Below are 23,542 nucleotides of genomic sequence, written 5' to 3'. Positions count from 1 at the left end.
GTGAGTGTGAGCGCCTGACCGTATCTCCTTCCGGCAGGCGCTCTACTACCAATCCGCGACCGCCCGCGTACGCCTTATCGGGAATTCGCCCGGAAGTGGCCTTCCGGCTTCCTACGATGCGCTGCACCAAGCCAATCAGGCCGATGGCCGATGCATGCCGGCATCACGCCGTTGGGCCCTGCGGCCCTCGTCGTCGCAGGGCCGCCCCCAGGAGGAGGCTGCATGACGCCATATGACTTGACCGGGCGAACGGCGCTGGTGACGGGCGGTGCGCAGGGGCTGGGAGCCGGTATGGCCGAGGCGCTGGCCCGGGCCGGTGCGGCTGTCATGATCGGCGATGTGCGGAAGGAGGCGGGCGGGGAGACCGCAGCGTCACTGCGCGAGTCCGGTGCCACGGTCGACTTCGTCCCCCTCGATGTGACCGAGGACGCGAGCTGGGAGTCGGCCGTCGGGCGGACCGTCGCCGAGCTCGGTGGCCTGGACATCGTCGTCAACAACGCCGGAGTGCTGGCCTCGGGGCTGATCGCCGACCTCGACCGGGAGGCCGTCCGCGAGATGCTGGACGTGAACGTCCTCGGGGTCGCGCTCGGCATCAAGCATGCCTTCCGGGCCATGCGCCCCGGCGGTCCGGCCGGGGGCGGCGGCGCGGTCGTCAATGTCTCGTCGGTGGCCGCGACGATCCCCTTCCCCGGCATCGGGGGCTATGCGGCGACCAAGTCCGGAGTCGACCGGCTGACGCGGGTGGCCGCGCTGGAGTCCGGCAAGCTCGATTACGGCGTACGGGTCAACTGCGTCTACCCGGGCCTGGTGCCCACCGCGATGGGCACCCAGCTCGCGCAGGACATGATGGATCTGGGCCTGTGGCCCAGCGCGGAAGCGGCCGTCGGCGATGTCATCGGGCGCACCCCGCTCGGTCGGCTCGGTGAGGTCGCCGACATGGCCGATGCGGTGGTCTTCCTCGCCTCCGACGCGGCCCGGTTCGTCACCGGCGCGGGCCTTCCGGTCGACGGCGGCCTGGGAATGTAAAGGAACACACGGACGGCCAAGAGGCGTATGAGCGGTCGGCGCGGAATGGGGGTCGGCTGTCCGTTCGGGTCAGTGGAGGCGTGATTCTCGGACATCGGTGCACCGGCGACGGAGAATCCGAACATGGAAACGGACTCGGGCTGTTGTTTCATGTCCTCGTACGAAAAAAGGCACCGACCCCACCCGTCCTGTGCCCTAGGATCCGGGCGACACATCGGCTGATAGAGCTGGCATGGCGATGAAAGCTCCTCGGGACTGTTCCTGGCATTTCCCCGCAGCGGCATGTGTGGGTGTCGCAGCCATTCTTTTCACGCTCGCACGCGAAGCCTCCGGCGCCGTGCCGGCCGGTGTCTGTATGACACTGGTGGCGGCGCTGGCAGCTGTTTCCATGGTGATCATCCGCCGCCAGGGACGGCGCCTCAGAGCGCTGCGGTCGGTGGCGGAAGCGGTCCAGCGGGAGATGCTGCGGCCGCTGCCGGGCCGGATCGGAGGACTGCGCACCGAGGTCCGCTACGAGGCCGCCCAGGCCGGGGCGCTCGTCGGTGGGGATGTCTACGACGCCGTTCACACACCCTTCGGCGTACGGCTGTTCATCGGCGACGCGATGGGCAAGGGCCTGTCGGCGGTGGGGACCGCCATGGACACCCTCGGCGCCTTCCGCAACATGGCCCAGCACGAAAAGCGGTTGTCCGCGCTGGCCCAGCGCATGGACACGGTCCTCGCCCGCCGGGACGGCGGCGTGGACTTCGTCACCGGCCTGTTCATCGAGGCCGCCGAGGGGCGGGAAAGCGTCGAGCTGGTCTGCTGCGGCCACCCGCCACCGCTGCTGTTGCGCGCCGGTCGCGCCACCTTCGTGGACGTTCTCCCGCCGTCGCCGCCGCTCGGCCTTTTCGGCCTCCAGGACGACTGGTGCCGGGCGAGCACTGTACCGCTGGCCGACAATGACCGGCTGCTGCTCTACACGGATGGCGTCACCGAAGCCCGCGACGCCAGAGGGGTCTTCTACCCTCTCGCGGAGCGGGCGGCGGTCCTGTACGACGACGATCCCGGAACCTTCCTCGACGCCCTCACCGACGACCTCATTCATTACTCGATGGGCAAACTGGGCGACGATGCCGCGCTTCTACTCATCGACTTCGGAGAAGTTCGGGCACGTGCGCGCCAAGCCCGGACCGAAATGCGCCAATCGCTTCGGGAGAGTCCGACGAGGCCGATACGGTAGCGACCAACGGGCATGCCATGGCCGTGTCCGTCCTTGGAAAAGCCTTCCCTATCACTGAGACGTCCATATCGCTGAGGCACCCATGTAGCTGAGGCATTCATATAGCTGAGATGAGGCGGCTGTGGTTGGCGGTCTGCCTACGGAAAAGTCGGGCTTCATCGGCCGCAACCGTGAACTCGCCGTGCTGGCGCGGGCGTTGACGCAAGCCGGTCTGGTGACACTGACCGGGATCGGCGGTGTCGGCAAGTCCCGCACCGCGCTGCGCGCCGCCGCCGAGAGCGCGGACGGCTTCCGCGATGGCGCCTGGCTCGTCGAGCTCTCCGGGCTGCAGGACAGCGAGTTGCTGGTGCACGCGGTCGCCACGGTACTGCGCCCCACCGACCATACGACCCGGCCCCTGGAGGAGGTGCTGGCCGACCACCTCAGTACCAAGCACCTGCTGCTCGTCCTCGACACCTGCGAACACCTCGTAGACGCCTGTGCGAACCTCGCGGACCTGCTCCTGCGCGCCGCCCCCCGGCTGCACCTTCTCGTCACCAGTCGGCAGCCCCTCGGCATCCCCGGCGAACAGACCTATCCCATCGAACCGTTGCCCGTCGCGGACGACGCGGTGGCCCTGTTCGCGCAGCGCGCCCTCGCCGCGTGCCCCGGCTTCACCCTGACCGGCCGCAACAGGACGATCGTGGAGCGGATCTGTGCGCGGCTCGACGGCATTCCGCTCGCCATCGAACTGGCAGCCGGGCGGCTGCGAACCGAAACCCTCGCGGACCTCCTCGACCGCCTGGACGACCGCTTCCAGTTCCTCGTCGACGAGAAAGCCGCCGACGCCCCGGCCGGACCGCGTCGCAGCGGCTTCCGTCACGACACACTGCGCACGGCGATCGGCTGGAGCCATGAACTGTGCCGCCCGCACGAGCGGTTGCTGTGGGCCCGGCTCTCCGTATTCATCGGGGACTTCTCCCGCGCGGCCGTGGAGCACGTATGCACCGACGACACCCTGGAGAAGGCGGAGATCGGCGATCTGCTCACCGGGCTGGCCGAGAAATCGCTCCTGGTCCGGGAGGAAGGACCGGACGGCGAGCGGTTCCATCAGCTCGATACCGTACGTGCGTACGGCGCCGAGTGGCTGCGCCGCCTCGGCGAGGAGCTGCCCCAGCGCGCCCGCCACCTCGACTGGTGCCAGGCCTTCGCCGAGCAGGGGGAACGGGACTGGTTCGGCCCCGGCCAGGCCGCCGTCTTCCGCGCCACCCGGCGCGAGCACGCGCAGCTCTTCGCCGCCCTCGACTTCGCGCTGTCCACCCCGGGCCGCGAGCAGGCCGGTCTGCGGCTCGCCGGGACACTCTGGTTCTACTGGGTCGGCTGCGGTCTGCTCGGCGACGGCCGCTACTGGCTCGACCGTGCCCGCGCCCTCGCGCCCGACCCCACCCGCGAGCGGCTCAAGGTGCTCTGGGTCGGCGGGTACGTCGCCATCCTCCAAGGCGACTCGGAGGAGGCCACGGCCATGCTCACCGAATGCCGGTCACAGGCGCTGCGTACCGGCGACGACGCCGCGTACGCGTACGCCACCCACCGGCTCGGCTGCGCCGCCCTGATGCGTGACGAACACCGCGCGGCTCAGGCCTTCTTCGAGTCCTCGCTCGCCCGCTATGCCGAACTCGACGAAGTCAACAGCAATGTGATGATGGCTCAGATCGAGCTCGGCATGGCGCTCGCCTTCCAGGGCGACCTGGAGACCGCCGTCGGCCTCTGCACGGACGCCCGCTCCGTCTGCGAGGCACACGGCGAGCGCTGGGCCAAGGCATACGCCCTCTACGTCCTGTCCTACGCGGCCTGGACCGCGGGCCGGCACAACGAGGCCGCGAAGCTGGCGAAGGAGTGCCTGACCATCAATTACGAGTTCCGCGACCTGGTCGGCGTGGTCCTGCCCATCGAACTCATCGCGCTGTTCCGCGCCTCCAGCGGCCAGAGCCTCCCGGCCGCCACGCTGCACGGCGCGGCCCGGCGCATCTGGCGAAAGGTCGGACTGCCGCTCTTCGGATCCGCGTACTTCAACGCCCCGCACGAGGCGGCCGTCGCCCTCACCCGCAAGGCCCTGGGCGACGACCAGTACGCAGCCGCCGTGGAACACGGCATCCGGCTCCCGCTGGACGAGGCGGTCGCCAGGGCACTGGCCGAGGTGGACCAACTGCTTGTCCGAGGCCTCGTCTAGGTGTGGGTGAGGGCCTTCTGAACGCGAGGGGCTTGGGGCTCAGTCCTTCAGCGCGGTGGCGATGCTGTCGGCGATGGGGGTCGTCGGGCGGCCGATCAGGCGGCTCAGGTCGCCGCTGCCGCCCTGGAGCAGGCCGCGTCGGATGGCCGAGGTGTCGACGTCGACGAGGATTTCGGCCATCGCGTCCGGTACGCCCGCGCCCGCGAGTACGGCCTTGAGGTCCTCGGCGGGCAGGTCGGTGTACGCGACCTCCTTGCCGGACTGGCGGGACAGCTCGGCCGCGTACTCCGCCAGGGTCCAGGCGTCGTCTCCGCTGAGCTCGTACGTGGCGTTGTCGTGGCCCTCGGTGGTCAGCACCACGGCCGCGGCGGCCGCGTAGTCGGCGCGGGCGGCGGAGCCGACACGGCCGTCACCGGCGCTGCCCACCACCCCGTGTTCGAGCTGGGTGGGGATCTGGGCGGTGTAGTTCTCGTTGTACCAGCCGTTGCGGAGGAAGGTGTAGGTCAGCCCGGAGTCGAGGATCGCCTGCTCCGTGACCTTGTGCTCGTCCGCGAGCCGGAAGTCGGCCGTGGGGCCGCCCAGCACGCCGGTGTACGCGAGCCGTGCCACGCCTGCCGCCTTCGCCGCGTCGATGACGGCGGTGTGCTGGGCGGTGCGCTGCCCGACCTCGCTGCCGGAGATCAAGAGGACGACGTCGCCCGGCCGGAAGGCCCCCGCCAGCGTCTCCGGCTTGCCGTAGTCGGCCACGCGGATCTCGACGCCGCGCGCCGCGATGGAGGACGCCTTCGCCCGGTCGCGTACCACTGCGGCGACCTGCTCGGCGGGCACCCTGGCCAGCAGCTCCTCGATGACGAGGCGGCCCAGCTGCCCGGTGGCTCCGGTGACGACGATGCGCATCTCGATTACTCCCGTACTCGTTGATCACGTGTCCTGGACACTCACCGTACGGGCGGTACTTTCTCTGGGTAAGTACGCACTTTCAAGTAAGCTAAGGGCATGGGTGTAAGTGAAGAGGTCGCAGCCCTGCAGGGCAGGGCACCGGACGTCAATGTCGCGCACTGTCCCTCGCGGCCGATCCTTGAGCACGTCACCAGCCGCTGGGGCGTGCTCGTGCTCGCCGCGCTGCTCGACGGCACGCACCGGTTCAGCGAGCTGCGCCGCATCGTCGGCGGAGTGAGCGAGAAGATGCTCGCCCAGACCCTGCAGACGCTGGAGCGCGACGGACTCGTACACCGCGAGGCGTACCCGGTGATCCCGCCGCGTGTCGACTACTCCCTCACCCCACTCGGTGTGGAGGCCGCCCACCAGGTGTCGGCGCTGGCCCGCTGGGTCGAGAAGCGGGTGCCGGACGTACTGGCCGCACGCGCGGCCTACGACGAGACCAAGAACGCCAAGGCCGGGCCCCGGCCATAACAGCCGACACAGCGGGCCCCGGCTCGACGCTACCGGTCTTGCTCGGCCTCATCAGTCGCGATCAGTCGCGCGGCGGGGAGGCATGATCGCCGGCTTTGCCGGGGCCGCCGTCTTGCCAGGGTGGAGGTACGTCCTGGGTCGGCTTGTCCGTGGGCGACGGGTCGGCAGGCGGCGTTGCGGTCGTCCCGGGAGGTTCGGGCGTAGGCGATGAAGGCCGGGGGGCGGCCGAGGAAGGCCGGGAGGTGGCCGGGTTGTCCGGTGCGGGCGGCGGAGGCGATGCGGGCGGCGCGGTACGCGTGGGCTTGTCAGTGGGGGGCGGGGCCAGGGCAGCCGGCGGCGCGGGATCGGCAGGCGTCGGGCGCACGGAGACAGAGGCCGTGCGGGAGCTCGGTGAGGGAGCCGGCCTCTTCTCGGTCGCCTGCCTCTTCTCGGTCGCCGCCTGCTTCGCGGGGGCGGCGCCGCTACCCGTACCCCCGCCGCCGCCCGTGCCCCCGCCCTCGCTCCGCGGAGGTGCTTCCGGACCCTGGGACACCGCACCGTGCCGGGGCGTCGGCTGGTCACTGCCGGTGAGGCCGAGGCCGGCCGCCACCGCCGCGCAGGCGACCGCGACCACCGCGACGCCCGCGGCCACTCCGGCCGGTCCGGCCTGCTTCACGTCCCCGCGGAGCAGGTGCCGTACGGAGCGGATCACACTGCCGCCCACGTGCCCGCCGGCGCCGGAATGGGCCGCCCCGGCCCCGGCGCCCGCCGCGCCCAGCAGCGGCAGCAGGAACTTGGCGCCGCCGCCGGCCACCAGCGCCAGCAGGGCGGGCCCGGTGAGCGCGGGCAGCCGGTGGTTGGCCTCGGTGAGCTGTGCGACTCGCGCACGGCAGTCGGCACAGCCGTCGACATGCTCGTGCAGCCCCTCGGCCTGCTTCGGGGTCGCCTCTCCCCGGACGAACGCGGGCATCCGGTCCCAGTGCGCGGAGCACTTCGCCTCGTCGGGCTGCCCCGGCAGGGCGCGCAGGAACGCCTGCCGCATGCCTTCCCGTGCCCGGTGCAGCAGCACGGCCGTCGCGTTCCTGCCCGCGCCGATGGCTTCACCGACGGTCTCCAGCGGCTGCCCCTCGGCCTCCGAGAGCCACAGGGCGGTCACCCAGCGCTCCGGCAGCTGGTCCAGTACCTGCGAGAGCAGCCCGACGTAGGCGACGCGCTGCTGCGGGTCACCGCCGCCGGGCCGGTCGGCCTGCTGCGGCCACTCGTGCTCGCTGCCGGGGTCCTGCGGTACCTCGCGGGCCTCGGCGGCGCCGACGGTGGCGGCGAGATGCTTGATCGTGGTGCGCAGGTACGCCGGTACGTTGTCGATGCGGGCGCCGGACCGGATGCGCCGCCAGACCCGGAAGTGGGCCTCGGCCACCAGGTCCTCGGCGAGCCAGGCGTTGGAGGCGAGCGTGCGAGCGTACGCGACGAGCCGCGCGTGTTCCTTCTCGTACACATGGGCGTAGGCGGTCGCGGCAGCCTCGGCGGACTCCTCGGCCCCGGTGCTGAGGGATGCCTCGGTGCCGGGCCCGGTGGTCTCTCCAGGCCCCGCTTCCGTTTCCCTCTCCGTCGCCGTCTTCGTACGGGGCGGCGCGGCCGACGCGAGGGTGTCTTCGGCGGCGTCGGGCATGGCGGCGTACTCCTCGTGCGGATCCGGCTCGACGTACGTGCGCGCGTACTGGCGCCGTTCGGCAGTACGCGCGCGCACGTGCCGACGGCGGCAGGACAGCGGTCGCAAGTCAGCGTAGAGAGCGCAGGCCGCACGGGCAACGCGCGTGGTGAAGCCCTGGTGTTCCGACCACAGTGACTCGCCGAACAATCCGGCCGGCGGGCAGGTTTCAGCGCTCCGGATGACGTGGCGGGTCGGGGCGTGAGCGCTTGCCGGTCAGGAGCGTTCTGAGCCGGGCGAGGAGCCGGAAGCCACGCGGGCGAGCGGTCCGGGGTCGGGCTTCGTCTGTTCGGGCCGGCTCGGCGTAAGGGCTGGTGAGGTGGTGGAGCGCGTCGTCCAGGGCGAGCCGATCGGCTTCGCGGCCGCGGGGCACGACCTGGTAGGTGCTGGTCAGCCAGGGGCGCAGCCGGTCGGCGGAGGCTTCCAGCAGGGCATGCCCGTCCACGCCGGCCAGGGCTATGCACACGATGTGGTGACCGGCCCGGCAGGCGGGCCAGATCCTGACGTCCGCGCATCCGGCCGGCCAATGGATGCCTTCGGCCAGCAGATCCCGGGCGAACCACCACGTCATCGGACGCTGCGGGGTGATGTGGACCGTCATGCCGACCGCCACGGGGTCACGGGTGTCGTAGATGAACTCCGCCGGCACCGGAACCCGCTGCTCCGGGGAGATCACCAGGTCCATCAGCACCTCACGCCGCATCACTGTCTGCCGCATCACACACTCCACTGCGCCTGCTCGATTTGCGTACTCCTCGCCGCCGGGAGGGCGGCTGTACCGAACAGACCGGGGTGAGCCTGTGTTCATTACGCAACGTCCCCATGGCATACGTCACACGGGTCGGCGTGCGTCACACGGGTTGGCGCGGCACCGGTGCGGTGCGGTCGCGAAAGACACGATCCAGGTCGCCCACGGCTCCACTCGTGCGTTGCCCGGCGCAGGAGCAGCATGGAGGAGACGGCTCTCGTCGCACAGGGCCCTGGGCACCGCCGGGGAGGGAGGCGGGATGGTTGCAGACGGATCGCTCGCGCAGGAGGGGCCGGACCACCAGGAGTGGCCGGTGCCGCCGGGCGAGCTGCTCGACCTGCTCAGCGTCTCGGCGGTCGTCCTGGACAGCAGTGGGCGGATCGTGTTCTGGAGCCCGCAGGCCGGCGAGGTGTTCGGTTACACCGCTGAGGAGGCGCTGGGCCGGTACGCGGCCCGGCTGCTGGTCCGCGACGAGCACCGTGAGCAGGTGATGCGGCTGTTTGCCGAGGTGCTGGGCGGCGAGGCGGGCTGGGCGGGTGCGTTCCCCATCCGGCACAAGGACGGCAGTACGCGGCTGGTGGAGTTCCGCAACATGCGGCTGCTGGACGACCTCGGCGACGTCTACGTTCTGGGCATCGCCGCGGACCGGACCACGTTGCAACGGGTGGAGACCAAGCTGGCGCTGTCCGAGCACCTCGTGTCGCAGGCGCCCGTCGGCGTCGCACTGCTGGACACCGATCTGCGGTATCTCCTGACCAACCCCGCGCTGGAACGCATCAACGGCATCCCCGCCGCCGACCACCTCGGCCGTCGCCCCCATGACATCCTGCCGCTCCTCGACGCCTGCACCATCGAATCCGCACTGCGGCAGGTCCTGCGCACCGGCACGCCACTGATCGACCAGTGCGTCGTGGGCCGCACCATGGCCGACCCGGACACCGACCATGCCTGGTCGGTGTCGTACTACCGCATCGAGGGCCCCGGCGGGCGGGCGATCGGTGTGGCGAACACGGTCGTGGACGTCAGCGAACGTCACCGGGCGGCGGCCGAGGCGGAGCGGGCCCGGCGCCGACTGGCCCTGATCGCCGACGCCTCCGCGCAGGTCGGGACGACGCTGAAGGTGGAGCAGACCGCACGGGAACTGGCGCAGGTCGCGGTCCCCGAGCTGGCGGACGTCGCGGCGGTGGACGTCCTCGACGCTGTCCTGGCCTGCCGCCGCACCACCGGTTCCCACGAGGGACCGGAGGTGTTCCGTGCGCTCGCGGTGGCCGCTGCCTACCCCACTGCTGCCACCGCCGCCATGGACGCGGTCGGCGAGGTCGCCGCGTACGGCACGGACCGCCTGGTCACCCAGTGCGTTCACACCGGCAAGCCGCTCCTGGTGGCCCATGCGCAGCGAGACGATCTGCTGCGGATCGCCCGCGACCCCGAGGCCGCGGCCGCCTTGGCCCGCGCCGGTGTCCACTCCTACCTCGCGGTGCCGTTGATCGCCCACAACGAGGTCATCGGCGCGTTCGACCTTCTGCGCGCCCGCAATCCGCTCCCGTTCGCCGAAGACGACGTGATCCTCGCCGGGGAACTGGCTTCGCGGGCAGCCGTGGCCATCGACAACGCCCGCTGGCACGAGAGCGTGCGCAACTCCGCCGAAACCCTTCAGCGCAGCCTGCTGCCCAGCCACCCTCCCCATCTCACCGGCCTGGAGGTCGCCTCCCGCTACCAGCCCGCGCAGGCCTCCAGCGAGATCGGCGGCGACTGGTACGACGTCATCCCCCTGACCGGTGACAAGACCGCCCTGGTGGTCGGTGACGTGATGGGCAACGGCATCGACGCCGCCGCGACCATGGGACGGCTGCGCACCGCCACACGTGCCTACGCCGACCTCAACCTGCCCCCGCACGAGGTCCTCCAGCATCTCGACAAGATCACCTGCGGGCTGGAGCATTACATCGCCACCTGCCTGTACGCCGTCTACGACCCGCACCGCGCCGAGTGTCACATCGCAAACGCCGGTCACCTGCCGCCCGTCCGTATGCCCGGCCGGCAGCCCCCCGAACTGGTCGACCTGCCTGCTGGTGCGCCGCTCGGAGTCGGCGGAGAACACTTCCGCACCATCGCCTTCGCACTCAGCCCCGGTGACCGGCTCGTCCTGTACACCGACGGCCTCGTCGAGACGCGCCACCACCCCATCGACGAGCGCCTGGACACCCTCCTGCACGCCCTCGACCAACAGCACCGGCCGCTGGAGGCAACCTGCGAGTGGCTCCTGGACACGCTGCGGCAACCCGACGACCACGACGACGTCGCCCTCCTGATCGCACAAGCCCAACCGCTCGCCCATGACCACACGCACGCTCCATGACAACGACCACACGCACGCTCCATGACAACGACTGCACGCACGCTCCGTGACGACGGCCTCAAGGGTCGCGCGTCGCGTCGGAATGCTGCCACCGCCTTGGGGCAAGTGACCGAACAGGCCGGGCTCTCCGCCGCGATCTGCTAAACCTGGCTGAGGGCGCGCCGCTGCATGCCCTCGCCGGGCCCAGGCGCTCCGTTGTGCCGGTCTGTGCCTCGCTGGCACAGGCCGGTGATCAGTTCGGACATACACCTCTGCTCACCGTCGCGGAGCGATTTCCCCTCTCTCGGCGAGTGGCGCAGCGCGGAACGGGAGTGTGGCGGTCGTGACGGATGAGTGGCGGGCCGGGAATCTGCCCATGGAGACAACGGAGTTGGTGGGGCGTCGAGCGGAACTCACGTACACCCGGCGGCTGTTCGAGCGTTCACGGCTGGTGACCCTCACCGGCGTCGGTGGGGTGGGCAAGACCCGGCTGGCCCTGCGGGCCGCGGCCGAGCTGCAGCCGTCGTTCCGGGACGGCGCGTGGTGGGTGGAGCTGTCACCGCTGCAGGAGAGCGTGCTGCTGCCCCACGCGATCGCCCAGTCCCTGTCGATGCCCAACCAGATCCTCCGCCCCATGCTCGACGTACTCGCCGACTACCTCGCGGACCGCGAACTGCTGCTGGTGCTGGACACCTGCGAGCATGTGGCCGATGCGTGCGCCGCGTCGGCCCGAGTACTGCTGGCGGCCGCGCCGGGGCTGCGGATCCTCGTCACCAGCCGCCGCCCGCTGGGCACGGCCGAGGAACAGGTGGCGGTGATCGAGCCGCTGCCGGTGCCGGATACCGATACCGCCGGCGAGAGCGAGCAGGCGGATGCCGTGGTACTCCTCGCCGAGCGGGCCGCCGAGGTGGTGCCCGGCTTCGCGGTGACCGCCGCCAACCGGCTCGATGTGCTGCGCCTGTGCCGGCGTCTTGAGGGGCTGCCGCTGGCGCTGGAACTGGCGGCGGCGCGGCTGGGGGAACTGCCGGTGACCACGCTGATCGAGCGGCTGGGCGACCGGTTCGCCGTGCTGGGCGACACCACCGACGCGATGACCGAGGCCGACCCTCCATGGCATCGGGCACTGCGCACCGCGATCGGATGGAGCCACGAACTGTGCACGCCGGCCGAACGGCTGCTGTGGGCACGGCTGTCCGTCTTCGCGGGAAGCTTCGACGTCGAGGCGGCCCGGCAGGTGTGCGCCGGTGTGCACCTCCCTGATGAGCAGATTCCCGCCGTGCTGGGCGCGTTGGGGGAAAAGTCGATCCTGACCTGGGCGCCGACCGGCGGCGGTGAGCGTTACCGGATGCTGGACACCCTCCGCGAGTACGGCGCCCACTGGCTGCGCCGCCTGGGCGAGCAGGACCGGATGCGGCGACGCCACCGGGACTACTACCTGGCTCTGGCCCGCCGGGGTGATGCCGCCTGGATCGGGCCCGCCCAGTTCGACTGGTACGACCGCACCACCAGCGAGCACGACAACTTCCGTGCCGCCCTGGAGTTCACGCTGGCCCAGCAGGAGGGCAGGACCGCCCTGGAGCTGGCCGGGGCGCTGTGGTTCTTCTGGTATCCCTGCGGTTACCTCAAGGAAGGCCAGCACTACCTGGAACAGGCCCTCGCGCTCGACACCGTGCCGAGCCCGGCACGTGACAAGGCCCTGTGGGCGTGCAGCTTCGTCCTGCTGTGCCAGGGCGATGTCGCGGCCGGCCAGACCTGGGCCGACGAGTGTGTCAGCGCGGCCGAACAGCTCGGTGACACCGAAGCGGTCAACGCCGCCCTGGGCGCCGCCTTGTGCGTGGCGGCGATGGTCGGCGACCGGGCGCGCGCGTGGTCTCTCGCGGAGCACCTGCTCACCGTCACCTCGGGAGATGACGGTGAACTCGACGGTCCGCTCACGCTGCCCAGGCTCTTGGCCCGCGTGATGGCCGGCCATGTGCTCTCCGCCGATGACCGCACCGAGGAGGCCATCGCCATGCTGGAGGCGATGCGCACCGAGTGCGATCGGCACGGCGAGCGCTGGCAGCGCTCCTACGGCGACGTCATGCGCGCGCATGCCGAACTGGCCCGCGGCTGCCCCGAAGCCGCACAGCGGTATGGCCGGGCGGCCCTGGAAGTCAAACAGCGGCTGCACGACCGCCTGGGCATCGGCCTCTCGCTCGACGTACTCGCCGTCGCCACCGGCGCCGCCGGGCAGGGCGAGGCGGCTGCTCGGCTCCTCGGGCTGGCCCAGCACGTCTGGGACACCCTCGGCCTGCCACAGGCGGGCGTTCCGGAATGGGTCGCCGCCCGCCGGTCCTGCGAACAGCAGGCCCGCGACAGCCTCGGCGAGGCCGCCTACGACACGGCCTTTCGCACCGGCTACGCCACCGACCTGAGCACCGGCATCACCCAAGCGCTCAGCGGGACCGGGTCGACCACGCAGCCGCACGGCCCGACCGGCTGACTCCGACGCCCTCATCCGCAGCACACGCACTGCTCCGGGAACAAGCTGCTCCGGAAACAAAACGGCCATTTAAATCCATTACGATCTGCCGCCTCCTGTCCGTTGTCAGACGAAAGCAGTTATGAAGACAGATGAGCCGCAGCACCGCAGGGGAAATCTGCCGGTGCGGACCACGCGACTGATCGGCCGTGAGGCGGAATTGGCTGAGGTGCGGGAGCTGTGTGAGCGGTCGAGACTGGTGACACTGACCGGTGTCGGCGGGGTGGGCAAGACGCGACTGGCGCTGGCGGCCACGGTCGAACTGCAGCCGCACTTCCCGGACGGCGCCTGGCTGGTGGAACTGTCGCCCTTGACCAGTGCCGCGCTGCTGCCGCACACCATCGCCGAGGCGCTGCCACTGGTCGACCGGACCACCCGCCCGATGATCGACGTACTGGCCGACTACCTCGCCGACCGGCGACTCCTTCTCGTACTGGACACCTGCGAGCATCTGACCGACGCGGTCGCCCTGACGGTCCAGGTGCTGCTGCGGGCCGCCCCGCAGCTGCGGATCCTGGCCACCAGCCGCCGCGTCCTGGACGTGCCCGGGGAAGAGGTGCTCACGGTCGAGCCGCTGCCGGTTCCCGACAGCGCCGATATCCAGGCGGACAGCGCGGATGCGGTGACGCTGCTGGCCGAACGAGCCGCCGAGGCCGTACCGGGCTTCACGGTCACCGACGCCAACCGGGCCGATGTGCTGGGGCTGTGTCAGCGGCTGGACGGGCTGCCGCTGGCCCTGGAACTGGCCGCGGCCCGGCTGCGCGAGCTGCCCGTACGGGAGCTGACAGCACGGCTGGAGGACCGGTTCGCCGTACTGGGCGACACCGACGACACCACGTCCCGCGCCGACCCGCCCTGGCACCGTGCACTGCGGACCGCGATCGGCTGGAGTCACCAGCTGTGCAGCCCGGCCGAGCGGCTGCTGTGGGCGCGGTTGTCCGTCTTCGCCGGCACTTTCGACGCCGAAACGGCCCGAACGGTCTGCGCCGATGAGCATCTCCCGGGTGAACAGGTCCCGGACCTGCTGGACGCGCTGACGGAGAAATCGATCCTGGCCTGGCAGCCGACGGGCGGCGGTGAGCGTTACCGGATGCTGGACACCATCCGTGAATACGGCGCCGACTGGCTGCGCGCGCTGGACGAGGAGAACGCGCTGCGGAACCGGCACCGGTACCACTACGTGCGGCTGGCCCGGGCCGGCGACGCCGCGTGGCTGGGGCCGGATCAACTCGCCTGGTACGACTGCCTCAGCAGCGAGCACGACAACCTCCGGGCCGCTCTGGACTTCTGCCTGGCGGAGCCGGCAGACCACAGCGCGCTGGACCTGGCCGGGTCGCTGTGGTTCTTCTGGTTCGCGTGCGGGCACGCGCGCGAGGGCCGCCACTACCTGGAGCGGGCTCTGGAGCTCTGCCGGGAACCGGGCCCACGGCGCGCCAAGGCCCTCTGGGCCGGTGGCCTCACGGCCGTCGCGCAGGGCGATGCCGATGCCCTCGCGCGGCTGGTGAAGGAGTTCCGGGAGAGCGTCGAAGAAGCCGACGACCCGACCGCGCCGTTCGCCGTGGCCTATCTGGACTGCGTACGCCTGGTACTGCAAGGGGACGCGCGGCGGGCCGTCGAGGTGTTCCGCGCGGCGCCGGACTCCCCCGGTGGCGAGGGCGGGTACGAAGCGGCCTGGCTGATCCATCGGGTGGGCTGGGCGTTCACCCATACCCAGCTCGGGGAGTACGAGGCAGCGGCGGCCCTGGCGGATGCGGTGTGTACGCAGTGCGGGGCTCGCGGCGAGCGGTGGACGCACGCGTGGGGTGATCACGTACGGGCGGTGGCCGCGCTCGGCCTCGGCCGGTGGGACGAGGCAGTCGCCCATGCCCGTGCCGCCGTAGAGGGCAAGGCGCAGCTGCACGACAGCCTGGGGATCGCCATGGGCATCGATGTCCTGGCCTCGGCGGCCGCGGCCACCGGCCGAGGGGACCACGCGGCCCGGCTGCTCGGCATCGCCCAGCAGGTCTGGCTGACCCTGGGGCGGCCGCAGCTGGGCATGCCCGGGCTCGTCGCGGCCCGCGAGGCCACGGAGCGCCGAGTCCGGCATGCCATCGGCGACACGGCGTACGAGAAGGAGTTCGCGACCGGCCTGGAAACCCACACCGACAACGGCATCGCCTACGCCCTCGACCACGCACTACGGCACACGGAGTAGCCGCTTCGCCGTCTGTCACCTGGTGGGGCGCAGTGTGCGTTCGATGTCCTCCAGCGTGCGGCCACGGGTCTCCGGGACGCGGCGCAGGACGAACACCCAGCACAGGCCGTTCATCACGGCGTACGTCAGCAAGGTGGCGGTGAGGCCGAAGGTCTGCACGGCGGTGAGTGCGGTGACGGCGATGAGCAGGTCGAAGCCCCAGACGGTGGTCGTGGCCAGGCTGGTGGCGGGGCCGCGGACGGACAGCGGCAGCACCTCGGGGGCCAGCAGCCATACGACGGTCTGCATGCCGGCGCCGTTGAGGAAGATGTACGCGAACAGTGCGAGCACGACCGTCCAGCGCTGCACTCCGGAGGCCGGCATCAGGAAGGCGAGGGCGAGGACGGCCATGGCCGCGCCGGAGGCCGGCATCAGCCACAGCAGCAGCCGGCGGCGGCCGACGCGGTCCACGGACAGCGCGCCGGTGATGCCGGCGAGGACGAGCATCACGCCGATCCCGATGCCGGTGAGCAGGGCGACGGAGCCGCCGAAACCGGCGTCGGTGAGCAGGGTGGGCGCGTAGTACACCATGGCGTTGATGCCGGTGAGCTGCGAGAACGCCGCGATGCCGAGGGCGATGAGGAGAGCGGGGCGCAGCCGACCGGCACGCAGGACGGCTGCGGTGGCGCGCAGGCCGCGGGGCGCGTCGCTCCCGGCCCGGCACAGGGCGGCGATGTCCCCGACCTCCGCGGCGATGTCGGCGTCCGGGCCGCGCAGCCGGGCCAGTACCGCGTGGGCGCGCTCGTGGTCCCCGCGGCCGACGAGCCAGCGGGGGCTCTCGGGCAGCGGCAGCATGCCGGCCGCGAGGACCAGGGCGGGGATGACCGCGAGCGCGAACATCCAGCGCCAGCCGCCCGGGCCGGCCAGCGCGTACCCGACGAGGTAAGAGATCAGCTGGCCGATGGCGACCATGAGCTGGAAGAGGACCATGAGCCGGCCGCGTATCGCCGGCGGGGCGGTCTCGGCGATGTAGACGGGCACGGTGTTGGAGGCGGCGCCGACCGCCAGGCCGAGTACGAGCCGGGCGACGGTGAGCGCGGCGGCGGACGGCGCCAGGGCCGAGGCCAGCGCGCCGAGCGCGAAGACGGCCGCCACGGCGATGACGACGGGGCGCCGGCCCCAACGGGCGCTGAGCACACCGGAGACGGGGGCGCCCACCATGGCGCCCACGAGGATGGCGCTGACGACCACCTCGCGGTAGTGGGTGGAGAGGTGCAGATCGCGGCCGAGGTCCAGCAGGGCGCTGGAGATGATGCCGGTGTCGTAGCCGAAGAGCAGTCCGCCCAGGGCGGAGATCGCGGCCACGGCGTAGAGCAGGGCGGGCCGTCCGGTGCGTGGAGGCGTGGGCCGGGCGGCGGCGCTGCCGGCCGGTTCGAGCACGGTCACGGGGTTCCTTCGCCAGTTGGTCGGTTCGGTCGGGGGCCGTGGAGAGCCGGCCGGGTGGGCCGCGAGGTGCCGGCCCGGTGGGGCGAGCCTGTGCCGGTGGTCAGGCGTCGCCCATGACCAGTCCTTCGATGGTGTGCTGCTGGACGACCGGCTGGAGTTCGTCCACGACGCGGGCCGCCAGGTGATCGCGGACGCGCTCGGGCAGCGCGGCCCAGTAGGCGCGGGTCACGGCCATGTTGTGGTGCGCGTCGTTGCCTGCGCCGGGGGCGTCCACGCCGAGGACGAGGACGGGCCGGGAGACGGCCGAGTGGTTGGTCGTACCGCGGTGGATCGTCAGGGCGGACCGGGCGGAGATGTCGCCCCGCCGCGGGTACTTGCGTACCGCCCGCGCCTCGTAGCGCGCGTAGTCGGCCTTGTCCGGGAACATCTCGTGCGTGAAGTCGGCGCCCGTCTCCCACTGGGTGCCCAGGGCGATCTCGAAGGGGCCCATGTCCTCCGCCGTGTCGACGGCGGTGACGTTGAAGGCGAGCGAGGTCAGCCGGTGTTCCTCGCGAGTGGGCGCGGGAGAGGGGAAGTCCCGGTGCCACGGCTGGTTGACGGCGCCTTCCAGGGGGACGTCGAAGCCCAGCTCGACGATGCGGTACTCGGGGCCGAGCACGGCCTCGCACACCGAGCGCACCCAGGGGTGGTCCGCCAGCTCGGCGAAGTCGCGCAGCTGCTCGGGGTGGATCTCCACGTAGTACCGGTTGGGGCCGCGGCCCACGGCACCACCGGGACGGTTGCGGGCCTCGTCGAAGGCCCGCTCGATGTCCTCGCGGAGCCGGTCGGCGAACTCGACGGGGAAGGCCGACCGGCGGGCGGTGATGCCGTCGGTGTACAGCTCGCGCACGGCGCTGCCGATCTCCGTAGCGGTGGGCTTCGCAGTCGTGGCCGGTGCGGGGGAAACGAGGTCGCGGGCCGGGGACGTGGCGGTTTCGGGCATCGGTACTACTCCTCGCGTCGGTGGGAGGGCGTGGGGTGTCTGCGCCGTGGCGTGTCTGCGCTAGATTGCAACGTGGAATGCAACGTTGCAATAGTGCGCGGCAAGATTTTTTCCGGCTTCCGGACGCTCCCGGGGACGTGAGACGATCGGCCGGCCCACATCCCGGAGGAGGAGCAGGTGGGAGCGAAGCTCAAAGACGTGGCCACCCTCGCCGGCGTCTCGGTCCGGACGGTGTCGAACGTCGTCAACGACTCCGCCTCCGTGGCACCGGCCACCCGTGCGCGCGTGCTGGCCGCCATCGAGCAGACCGGCTACCGCCCGAACCTCGCCGCCCGCAACCTGCGGCAGGGGCGCACCGGACTGATCGGGCTCGCCATACCGGAAGTCGGCTCGCCCTACTTCGGCGAACTGGCCGGCCTGCTCATCGACGCGGCCCAGGAGCGCGGCTGGACGGTACTCATCGACCAGACGGCCGGCCGGGCCGACCGGGAACGCCGGCTGCTGTCCGGAGTCGAGGGCCATGCCGTGGACGGCCTGATCATCAGTCCGTGGGCGCTGTCACCCGCCGAGATCGGCGCCTGCTCCGGCCCCGCGCCCGTCGTCGTACTGGGCGAGATCGACCCCAAGGGCACCGCGGACCACGTGGCGATCGACAACGTCACCGCCGCGCGGGAGGCGACCCGGCATCTCATCGCCCGGGGCGCCCGCCGGCCCGCGGCGCTCGGCCTGCAGCCGGACCTGCGCAACGGTACGGCCGAACTGCGGCTGCGCGGTTACCGCGAGGCGTTGCACGAGGCCGGCCTGGAGCCCGATGCCGGGCTGGAGGCCGCGGTGGCCTCACTGCACCGCGCCGAGGGCCGGCGTGCGATGGAAGCGCTGCTGGACCTGCCCCAACCACCCGACGCCGTCTTCTGCTTCACCGACGAGCTGGCGCTCGGCGCGCTGCGCGCCGCCCTCTCGCGGGGCCTGCGCGTCCCGCGCGACCTGCGCGTCATCGGCTTCGACGACATCGAGGACGGGCGGTACAGCACGCCCTGCCTGAGCACCGTCGCCCCCGACAAGCAGCACATCGCCGAGAGCGCGCTGCAGCTGCTCGCCGACCGCATCTACGGCCGGCTCACCACCAGCCCCTCACGCCAAGTGGTCGCCCGCCACCGGCTGTTGGAACGCGAAACCACCGCCCCGGGGCCACGGCGCAGTGCCCTACGCTGAGCCTCCAGGCGTCAAACCTCTCTTCACTGACAGGCCGTCAGGAGGTCGACAGCAAGTCGGCATTAGTCCGGTTGTAAGTGGTTACACCCGACCACACCCGCATCTACACTTCTGACCCTTACGGCACAGCTGACCTGCGTAGACGTCAGTGACGGCAGGGTCGGCAGAGGGAGGGGTCAGCACGTGTTCTATCAGGTGCTCAAGTACGTCGTTCTGGGGCCGCTGTTGCGAGCGGTGTTCCGGCCCCGGGTGGAGGGGCTGGAGCACATTCCCGAGGAGGGGGCGGCGATCATCGCCGGCAACCACCTCTCCTTCGCCGACCACTTCGTCATGCCCGCGATCGTGCCGCGCAGAGTCACCTTTCTGGCCAAGGCCGAGTACTTCACGGGGCCCGGCCTCAAGGGCCGGCTGACCGCCGCGTTCTTCCGCGGGATCGGGCAGATCCCGGTGGACCGGTCCGGCGGAAAGGCGTCGCAGGGCGCGATCAGGTCGGGGGTGAACGTGCTCCGCAGGGGCCGGCTGCTCGGCATCTACCCGGAGGGCACCCGCTCGCACGACGGGCGGCTCTACAAGGGCCGTACGGGCGTCGCCGCGATGGCGCTGGAGGCCGGGGCGCCGGTGGTGCCGTGCGCGGTGATCGGCACGTTCGAGGCCCAGCCGACCGGCCGGCGGCTGCCGCGCGCCATGCGCGTCACGATCCGCTTCGGGGAGCCGATGGACTTCTCCCGGTACGCGAACATGACCTCCGAGCACGCCGCGCTGCGGGCCGTCACGGACGAGATCATGTACGAGATCATGAAGCTGTCGGGCCAGGAGTACGTCGACGTGTACGCGGCCGACGCCAAGGCCGCGCAGCAGCAGGCCGGCAGGCAGTAACGCAAGCGGGCCGGCAGGCCGTGACGCACGCGAAGCGGGGCGCCCGGGATGTCCCCGGGCGCCCCGTCCTGTATGCGCTGTCGCGCCTCGCCGATTACGGCTTAGGGGTGGCGTGCGGGGTGCACGTCACGTCCTTGGCGTCGGTCTTGCCGTCCACGAAGTACGCGTCGACGCGGTTGTTGACGCACGGGTTCACCAGGCCGGTGACGCCGTGCGAGCCGGCGTCCTTCTCGGTGATCATGCGCGAGCCGGCCAGCCGGCGGTGCAGCTCGACGGCGCCGTCGTACGGCGTCGCCGCGTCGCGGGTGCTCTGCACGATCAGCACGCCGGGCAGGCCCTTGCCGGTCTTGACGTTCACCGGGGTCTGCTGCTTCTCCGGCCACGTGGCGCAGGGCAGGTTCATCCAGGCGTTGGACCAGGTCATGAACGGGGCCTGCTGGTGGATCCGGGTGTTGTCGCGGTTCCAGCGCTGCCAGCTGGTGGGCCACTTGGCGTCGTTGCACTCCACCGCCGTGTAGACCGCGTTGCCGTTCTCCGAGGAGATGTTGCCGGCCTTGTCGCTCATGTCGGGGGCCGCGTTCTCGACGATCGGCTTCTCGTCACCGGCGAGGTACGCGCTCCACGCCTTGGCGACCGGCGCCCACATCGAGTCGTAGTACGGCGCGTTCTGGAAGAAGCCGGTGAGCTCGGCCGGGCCGACCTGGCCGCCGATCGGGGACTTCTTCGCGGTGGCGCGCAGCTTCTCCCACTGCGCCTGGACCTTCTCGGGGGTGTCACCGATGTGGTACGTCGCGTCGTTCTTCGCGACCCACTTCTTCCAGTCGCCCCAGCGGCCCTCGAAGGCGATGTCCTGGTCGAGGTTGGCCTCGTACCAGACCTTCTCGCGCGAGGGGTTCACCACGGAGTCGACGAGCATCCGGCGCACGTGGTCGGGGAAGAGCGTGGCGTAGACGGCGCCGAGGTAGGTGCCGTAGGACACGCCGAGGTAGTTGAGCTTCTTGTCGCCCAGCGCCGCACGGACGACATCCAGGTCACGGGCGGTGTTGGGCGTCGTCATGTGCGCCAGCAGGGCGCCGCTGCGCTCCTTGCAGCCGTCCGCGTACTCCTTGGCGAGCTTGCGCTGGGCGAGCTTGTCGGCCTCGTCGTCGGGCACCGGGTCGGCCTTGGGCGCCTTGACGAACTCCTGCGGGTCCATGCAGGAGATGGCGGCGGAGTGGCCGACGCCCCTCGGATCGAAGCCTACAAAGTCGTACGCCTTGGCCATGTTGGCGTAGATGGGGTTCTTGGTGGTCACCCGGGTGGGGAAGCGAAGCCCTGAGCCGCCGGGGCCGCCGGGGTTGTAGATCAGCGAGCCCTGGCGCTCGTCCTTGGTGCCGGTGCTCTTGGCACGGTCCACCGCGATCTTGATCTTCTTGCCGTCCGGCTTGGCGTAGTCGACCGGCACGGTCACGAACCCGCACTGGATCGGGGCGTCCAGGCCCCAGTCCTTGGGACAGGTCTGCCAGTCGATACCGGCCTTGGCGGCGCGCGCCGCGGCGGTCTGCACGCCGCGGTCCTCGGCGGAGCCGCGCTGGTGGTTCACGCCCGCGCTGGCGGGTGTGGCGGCGATGGCGCCGGCTATGAGTGCGCCGGCAACCGCGGTCCCGGCGGCGCCGAACGCTGCTTTTCGTCTCACGTAGGTGTTCCCCCTGCATGGTGCGCCACTTGTGGCGGCGATGATCACAGAGCTGCAGGGGGATCCTGTCTCGTACGCCCGTCCGATGAAAAGACCGGACGGCTATTTCTTTACCAACCCGTAGGAATTGCGGCCGTTTCGAGCAGCCGCCGGACGGCCAGTGCGTCCGGTGCGACGGCGGTGACCAGCGCGGCGGGCCCGGCGAGCGGCGTGATCACGGCCTGACCGGGGCCGTCGGACGCCTCCAGGGTCCGTACCGTTACGGGCCGCTCCTCGTACGCCGGGTCGACGACGAGCAGCTGGCCGACGGCACGGTGTCCGGCGAGCACCGCTGAGGAGTCCCAGCCGGGCACCCCGGGGCCGTACGCCGTCTCCTGGTCCAGCAGGACCCGGCCGGCGCGCCGGACCGTCAGCCGGGCGGTGAGCCGTCCGGTGACCTCGCCGGTCCGCCCGAGCACCTGCTCCTCGCGGAGCAGCAGCCGGGCGGTGGGCGCGAGGTCGACGGTGGTGGTCTGGATCAGGTCGCTGCCGGCCGCGGAGATCAGCGGCTCGGGCAGCCAGTCCAGGCGCGCCCCGTCGGCCACGTCCAGCGCCACGTCGTAGCGGGCCGTCCCCGGGTGGTGGCCGGGCAGCGCGAGGGTCGCGGCGGCCGCGGTGACCCGCAGGTCGCTGCCCGCCCCGGCGCGCGCCTCGATGCGCAGCTGGTCGCCGCCCACCGGGGCGCTCATCGCGCCGACCACGCAGACCCGGGCCGCCGCGTCGTGCGAGCGCAGCCGGCGCAGCGCCAGCGGCCCGTCGCCGTCCAGCACGGGGAGCCGGGAGACGCCGTACGGGTCGGCGACCGCGGCGATGCGGGCGGTGGCGCGCAGCTGCCGTGCGGCGGGCGCTGGGGCAGCGTCCGCCAGTACTGCGGCGGTGGGCGGTGGCGGCGCGAGGGTCATGCCGGGACCGCGGTCCACTGGCCGAGGCACGCGCGGACCCAGTCGGCGACCGGCGCGACGCCGTTCTCGCCCTTGATGGAGGTGAAGGCGACGGGGAGGTCGCCGCGCTGCGCCTTGGCGTCGCGGGCCATGGGCTCCAGGTCGGAGCCGACGTACTGGGCGAGGTCGGTCTTGTTGATCACGAGCAGGTCGGCGGTGGTGACGCCGGGGCCGCCCTTGCGCGGGATGTCGTCGCCGCCGGCCACGTCGATCACGAAGATCTGGAAGTCGACGAGGCCCTTGGAGAAGGTGGCGGTGAGGTTGTCGCCGCCGGACTCCACGAGGATCAGGTCGAGGGAGCCGACCTCCTCCTCAAGGTCCTCCACGGCCTCCAGGTTGGCGGAGATGTCGTCGCGGATGGCGGTGTGCGGGCAGGCGCCGGTCTCGACCGCGGTGATCCGCTCCGGGGGCAGTACGGCCTCGCGGAGCAGGAATTCCGCGTCCTCGCGCGTGTAGATGTCGTTCGTCACGACGGCGATGGACAGTTCGTCGCGCAGCGCGCGGCAGAGCGCGGCGACGGTGGCGGTCTTGCCGGAGCCGACCGGGCCGCCGAGGCCGATGCGCAGCGCGCGGCGGGTGCCGTCGGCGCGCTCGGGGGCCGCGGCGCTGTAGGTGTGGCGGTGGGGGAACTTCTCGTCGAGATCGTGGTCGAGGTGCATACGAACTCCGTGATCGTGCAATAAGTGGGTGGGTCAGGACGCGAACAGCCGTACCGGCCAGGCCGCGTGCTGCTCGGCGGTGATGTCGAGCAGCGGTGCGGAGCGGGCGGGCAGCGCGCCGGTCCCGTCCTGCGGGACGCGCGCCGCCGCCGCGACGGCCTCGGCCACGACCGCGTCCAGGTCGGGGGCGAGGCGCGCGAGGACCGCCGTCGCGTCGAAGGGGTCCAGGCTCAGCAGCCGTACGGCGGCGGTGGCCGGGCCGCTGACGGTCTCGTACGTGACGGCGTACGCGGCGTCCTCCGGGCCCAGGCCCGCCGAGCGCGCGGCGAGGCCGAGGACTACGGGCTGGTGGGCGCCGCGCGGCCGGGCCGCGGC

Annotated in this window: 18 protein-coding genes; 9 read left to right on the top strand and 9 right to left on the bottom strand. The window is 71.6% G+C overall.

Annotated features, from left to right (window positions below; all coding sequences use genetic code 11):
- The first annotated feature begins 222 nt into the window (after positions 1-222).
- From ABT381_RS19235 to ABT381_RS19225, 3 genes are all read left to right on the top strand, one after another.
- On the top strand, positions 223-1,026 hold the full coding sequence (locus ABT381_RS19235) for an SDR family NAD(P)-dependent oxidoreductase (RefSeq protein WP_351595399.1): 804 nt from the start codon (positions 223-225) through the stop codon (positions 1,024-1,026).
- Positions 1,027-1,258: 232 nt separating this feature from the next.
- Positions 1,259-2,248 carry a PP2C family protein-serine/threonine phosphatase gene (locus tag ABT381_RS19230; RefSeq protein WP_351595396.1) on the top strand — a complete coding sequence of 330 codons (990 nt, stop codon included), beginning with the start codon at positions 1,259-1,261 and terminating at the stop codon, positions 2,246-2,248.
- Positions 2,249-2,462: 214 nt separating this feature from the next.
- Positions 2,463-4,457, top strand: a complete 1,995-nt coding sequence (locus tag ABT381_RS19225; protein WP_351595393.1) for an ATP-binding protein — start codon at positions 2,463-2,465, stop codon at positions 4,455-4,457.
- 39 nt (positions 4,458-4,496) lie between these two features.
- Here the strand turns inward: ABT381_RS19225 and ABT381_RS19220 are convergent, their stop codons facing one another.
- Positions 4,497-5,354 carry an SDR family oxidoreductase gene (locus ABT381_RS19220; protein WP_351595391.1) on the bottom strand — a complete coding sequence of 286 codons (858 nt, stop codon included), beginning with the start codon at positions 5,352-5,354 and terminating at the stop codon, positions 4,497-4,499.
- A 99-nt stretch (positions 5,355-5,453) separates the two neighbouring features.
- Here ABT381_RS19220 and ABT381_RS19215 point away from each other — a divergent pair, with 99 nt between their 5' ends.
- A complete protein-coding gene (locus ABT381_RS19215) occupies positions 5,454-5,870 on the top strand; it encodes a winged helix-turn-helix transcriptional regulator (RefSeq protein ID WP_351595388.1) in 417 nt (138 codons plus the stop codon).
- A gap of 61 nt (positions 5,871-5,931) precedes the next feature.
- Here ABT381_RS19215 and ABT381_RS19210 read toward each other — a convergent pair whose 3' ends face one another.
- Positions 5,932-7,596, bottom strand: a complete 1,665-nt coding sequence (locus tag ABT381_RS19210; RefSeq protein ID WP_351595385.1) for a sigma factor — start codon at positions 7,594-7,596, stop codon at positions 5,932-5,934.
- A gap of 130 nt (positions 7,597-7,726) precedes the next feature.
- Entirely contained in the window at positions 7,727-8,275 is a 549-nt protein-coding gene (locus ABT381_RS19205) for an SsgA family sporulation/cell division regulator (RefSeq protein ID WP_351595382.1), read from the bottom strand.
- 289 nt (positions 8,276-8,564) lie between these two features.
- Here ABT381_RS19205 and ABT381_RS19200 point away from each other — a divergent pair, with 289 nt between their 5' ends.
- The 3 genes from ABT381_RS19200 to ABT381_RS19190 all read left to right on the top strand — a co-directional run bounded on the left by ABT381_RS19200 (position 8,565) and on the right by ABT381_RS19190 (position 15,358).
- Entirely contained in the window at positions 8,565-10,664 is a 2,100-nt protein-coding gene (locus ABT381_RS19200; RefSeq protein WP_351595379.1) for a SpoIIE family protein phosphatase, read from the top strand.
- Between the two features lie 322 nt (positions 10,665-10,986).
- Positions 10,987-13,125, top strand: a complete 2,139-nt coding sequence (locus ABT381_RS19195) for an ATP-binding protein (protein WP_351595377.1) — start codon at positions 10,987-10,989, stop codon at positions 13,123-13,125.
- Between the two features lie 121 nt (positions 13,126-13,246).
- Complete coding sequence (locus ABT381_RS19190) at positions 13,247-15,358, top strand: ATP-binding protein (protein WP_351595375.1); 2,112 nt, start codon at positions 13,247-13,249, stop codon at positions 15,356-15,358.
- A gap of 15 nt (positions 15,359-15,373) precedes the next feature.
- Here the strand turns inward: ABT381_RS19190 and ABT381_RS19185 are convergent, their stop codons facing one another.
- Together ABT381_RS19185 and ABT381_RS19180 are read right to left on the bottom strand one after the other, a co-directional pair.
- Positions 15,374-16,783, bottom strand: a complete 1,410-nt coding sequence (locus ABT381_RS19185; protein WP_351595372.1) for a sugar porter family MFS transporter — start codon at positions 16,781-16,783, stop codon at positions 15,374-15,376.
- A 100-nt stretch (positions 16,784-16,883) separates the two neighbouring features.
- Positions 16,884-17,765 carry a phytanoyl-CoA dioxygenase family protein gene (locus ABT381_RS19180; protein ID WP_351595369.1) on the bottom strand — a complete coding sequence of 294 codons (882 nt, stop codon included), beginning with the start codon at positions 17,763-17,765 and terminating at the stop codon, positions 16,884-16,886.
- A 177-nt stretch (positions 17,766-17,942) separates the two neighbouring features.
- Here ABT381_RS19180 and ABT381_RS19175 point away from each other — a divergent pair, with 177 nt between their 5' ends.
- Both ABT381_RS19175 and ABT381_RS19170 read left to right on the top strand, forming a co-directional pair.
- Entirely contained in the window at positions 17,943-18,977 is a 1,035-nt protein-coding gene (locus ABT381_RS19175) for a LacI family DNA-binding transcriptional regulator (protein WP_351595367.1), read from the top strand.
- Positions 18,978-19,160: 183 nt separating this feature from the next.
- Positions 19,161-19,853, top strand: coding sequence for a lysophospholipid acyltransferase family protein (locus tag ABT381_RS19170; protein ID WP_351595364.1), 693 nt, complete (start codon positions 19,161-19,163; stop codon positions 19,851-19,853).
- 94 nt (positions 19,854-19,947) lie between these two features.
- Here ABT381_RS19170 and ABT381_RS19165 read toward each other — a convergent pair whose 3' ends face one another.
- The 4 genes from ABT381_RS19165 to ABT381_RS19150 form a co-directional block, all read right to left on the bottom strand.
- Positions 19,948-21,528 (bottom strand): alpha/beta hydrolase, encoded by a 1,581-nt coding sequence (locus ABT381_RS19165; RefSeq protein ID WP_351595361.1) that lies wholly within the window; start codon positions 21,526-21,528, stop codon positions 19,948-19,950.
- 110 nt (positions 21,529-21,638) lie between these two features.
- Entirely contained in the window at positions 21,639-22,469 is an 831-nt protein-coding gene (locus ABT381_RS19160; RefSeq protein ID WP_351595358.1) for an urease accessory protein UreD, read from the bottom strand.
- A complete protein-coding gene (ureG, locus tag ABT381_RS19155) occupies positions 22,466-23,167 on the bottom strand; it encodes an urease accessory protein UreG (RefSeq protein WP_351595356.1) in 702 nt (233 codons plus the stop codon). Before ureG ends, ABT381_RS19160 begins: the two co-directional genes overlap by 4 nt.
- A gap of 33 nt (positions 23,168-23,200) precedes the next feature.
- Positions 23,201-23,542: urease accessory UreF family protein (locus ABT381_RS19150; RefSeq protein ID WP_351595353.1), on the bottom strand; the 342-nt coding region annotated here is incomplete at its 5' end.

Source organism: Streptomyces sp. NPDC000151, assembly GCF_040301705.1.
Taxonomy (GTDB): domain Bacteria; phylum Actinomycetota; class Actinomycetes; order Streptomycetales; family Streptomycetaceae; genus Streptomyces.
This window is presented reverse-complemented; position numbering and strand designations above follow the sequence as displayed.

Bases quoted from the DNA above. Each gene is read 5' to 3' on its own strand.
- ABT381_RS19235 (WP_351595399.1), top strand. From the start codon at position 223: ATGACGCCATATGACTTGACCGGGCGAACGGCGCTGGTGACGGGCGGT.
- ABT381_RS19230 (WP_351595396.1), top strand. From the start codon at position 1,259: ATGGCGATGAAAGCTCCTCGGGACTGTTCCTGGCATTTCCCCGCAGCG.
- ABT381_RS19220 (WP_351595391.1), bottom strand. From the start codon at position 5,354: ATGCGCATCGTCGTCACCGGAGCCACCGGGCAGCTGGGCCGCCTCGTC.
- ABT381_RS19215 (WP_351595388.1), top strand. From the start codon at position 5,454: ATGGGTGTAAGTGAAGAGGTCGCAGCCCTGCAGGGCAGGGCACCGGAC.
- ABT381_RS19205 (WP_351595382.1), bottom strand. From the start codon at position 8,275: ATGCGGCAGACAGTGATGCGGCGTGAGGTGCTGATGGACCTGGTGATC.
- ABT381_RS19200 (WP_351595379.1), top strand. From the start codon at position 8,565: ATGGTTGCAGACGGATCGCTCGCGCAGGAGGGGCCGGACCACCAGGAG.
- ABT381_RS19190 (WP_351595375.1), top strand. From the start codon at position 13,247: ATGAAGACAGATGAGCCGCAGCACCGCAGGGGAAATCTGCCGGTGCGG.
- ABT381_RS19180 (WP_351595369.1), bottom strand. From the start codon at position 17,765: ATGCCCGAAACCGCCACGTCCCCGGCCCGCGACCTCGTTTCCCCCGCA.
- ABT381_RS19160 (WP_351595358.1), bottom strand. From the start codon at position 22,469: ATGACCCTCGCGCCGCCACCGCCCACCGCCGCAGTACTGGCGGACGCT.
- ureG (WP_351595356.1), bottom strand. From the start codon at position 23,167: ATGCACCTCGACCACGATCTCGACGAGAAGTTCCCCCACCGCCACACC.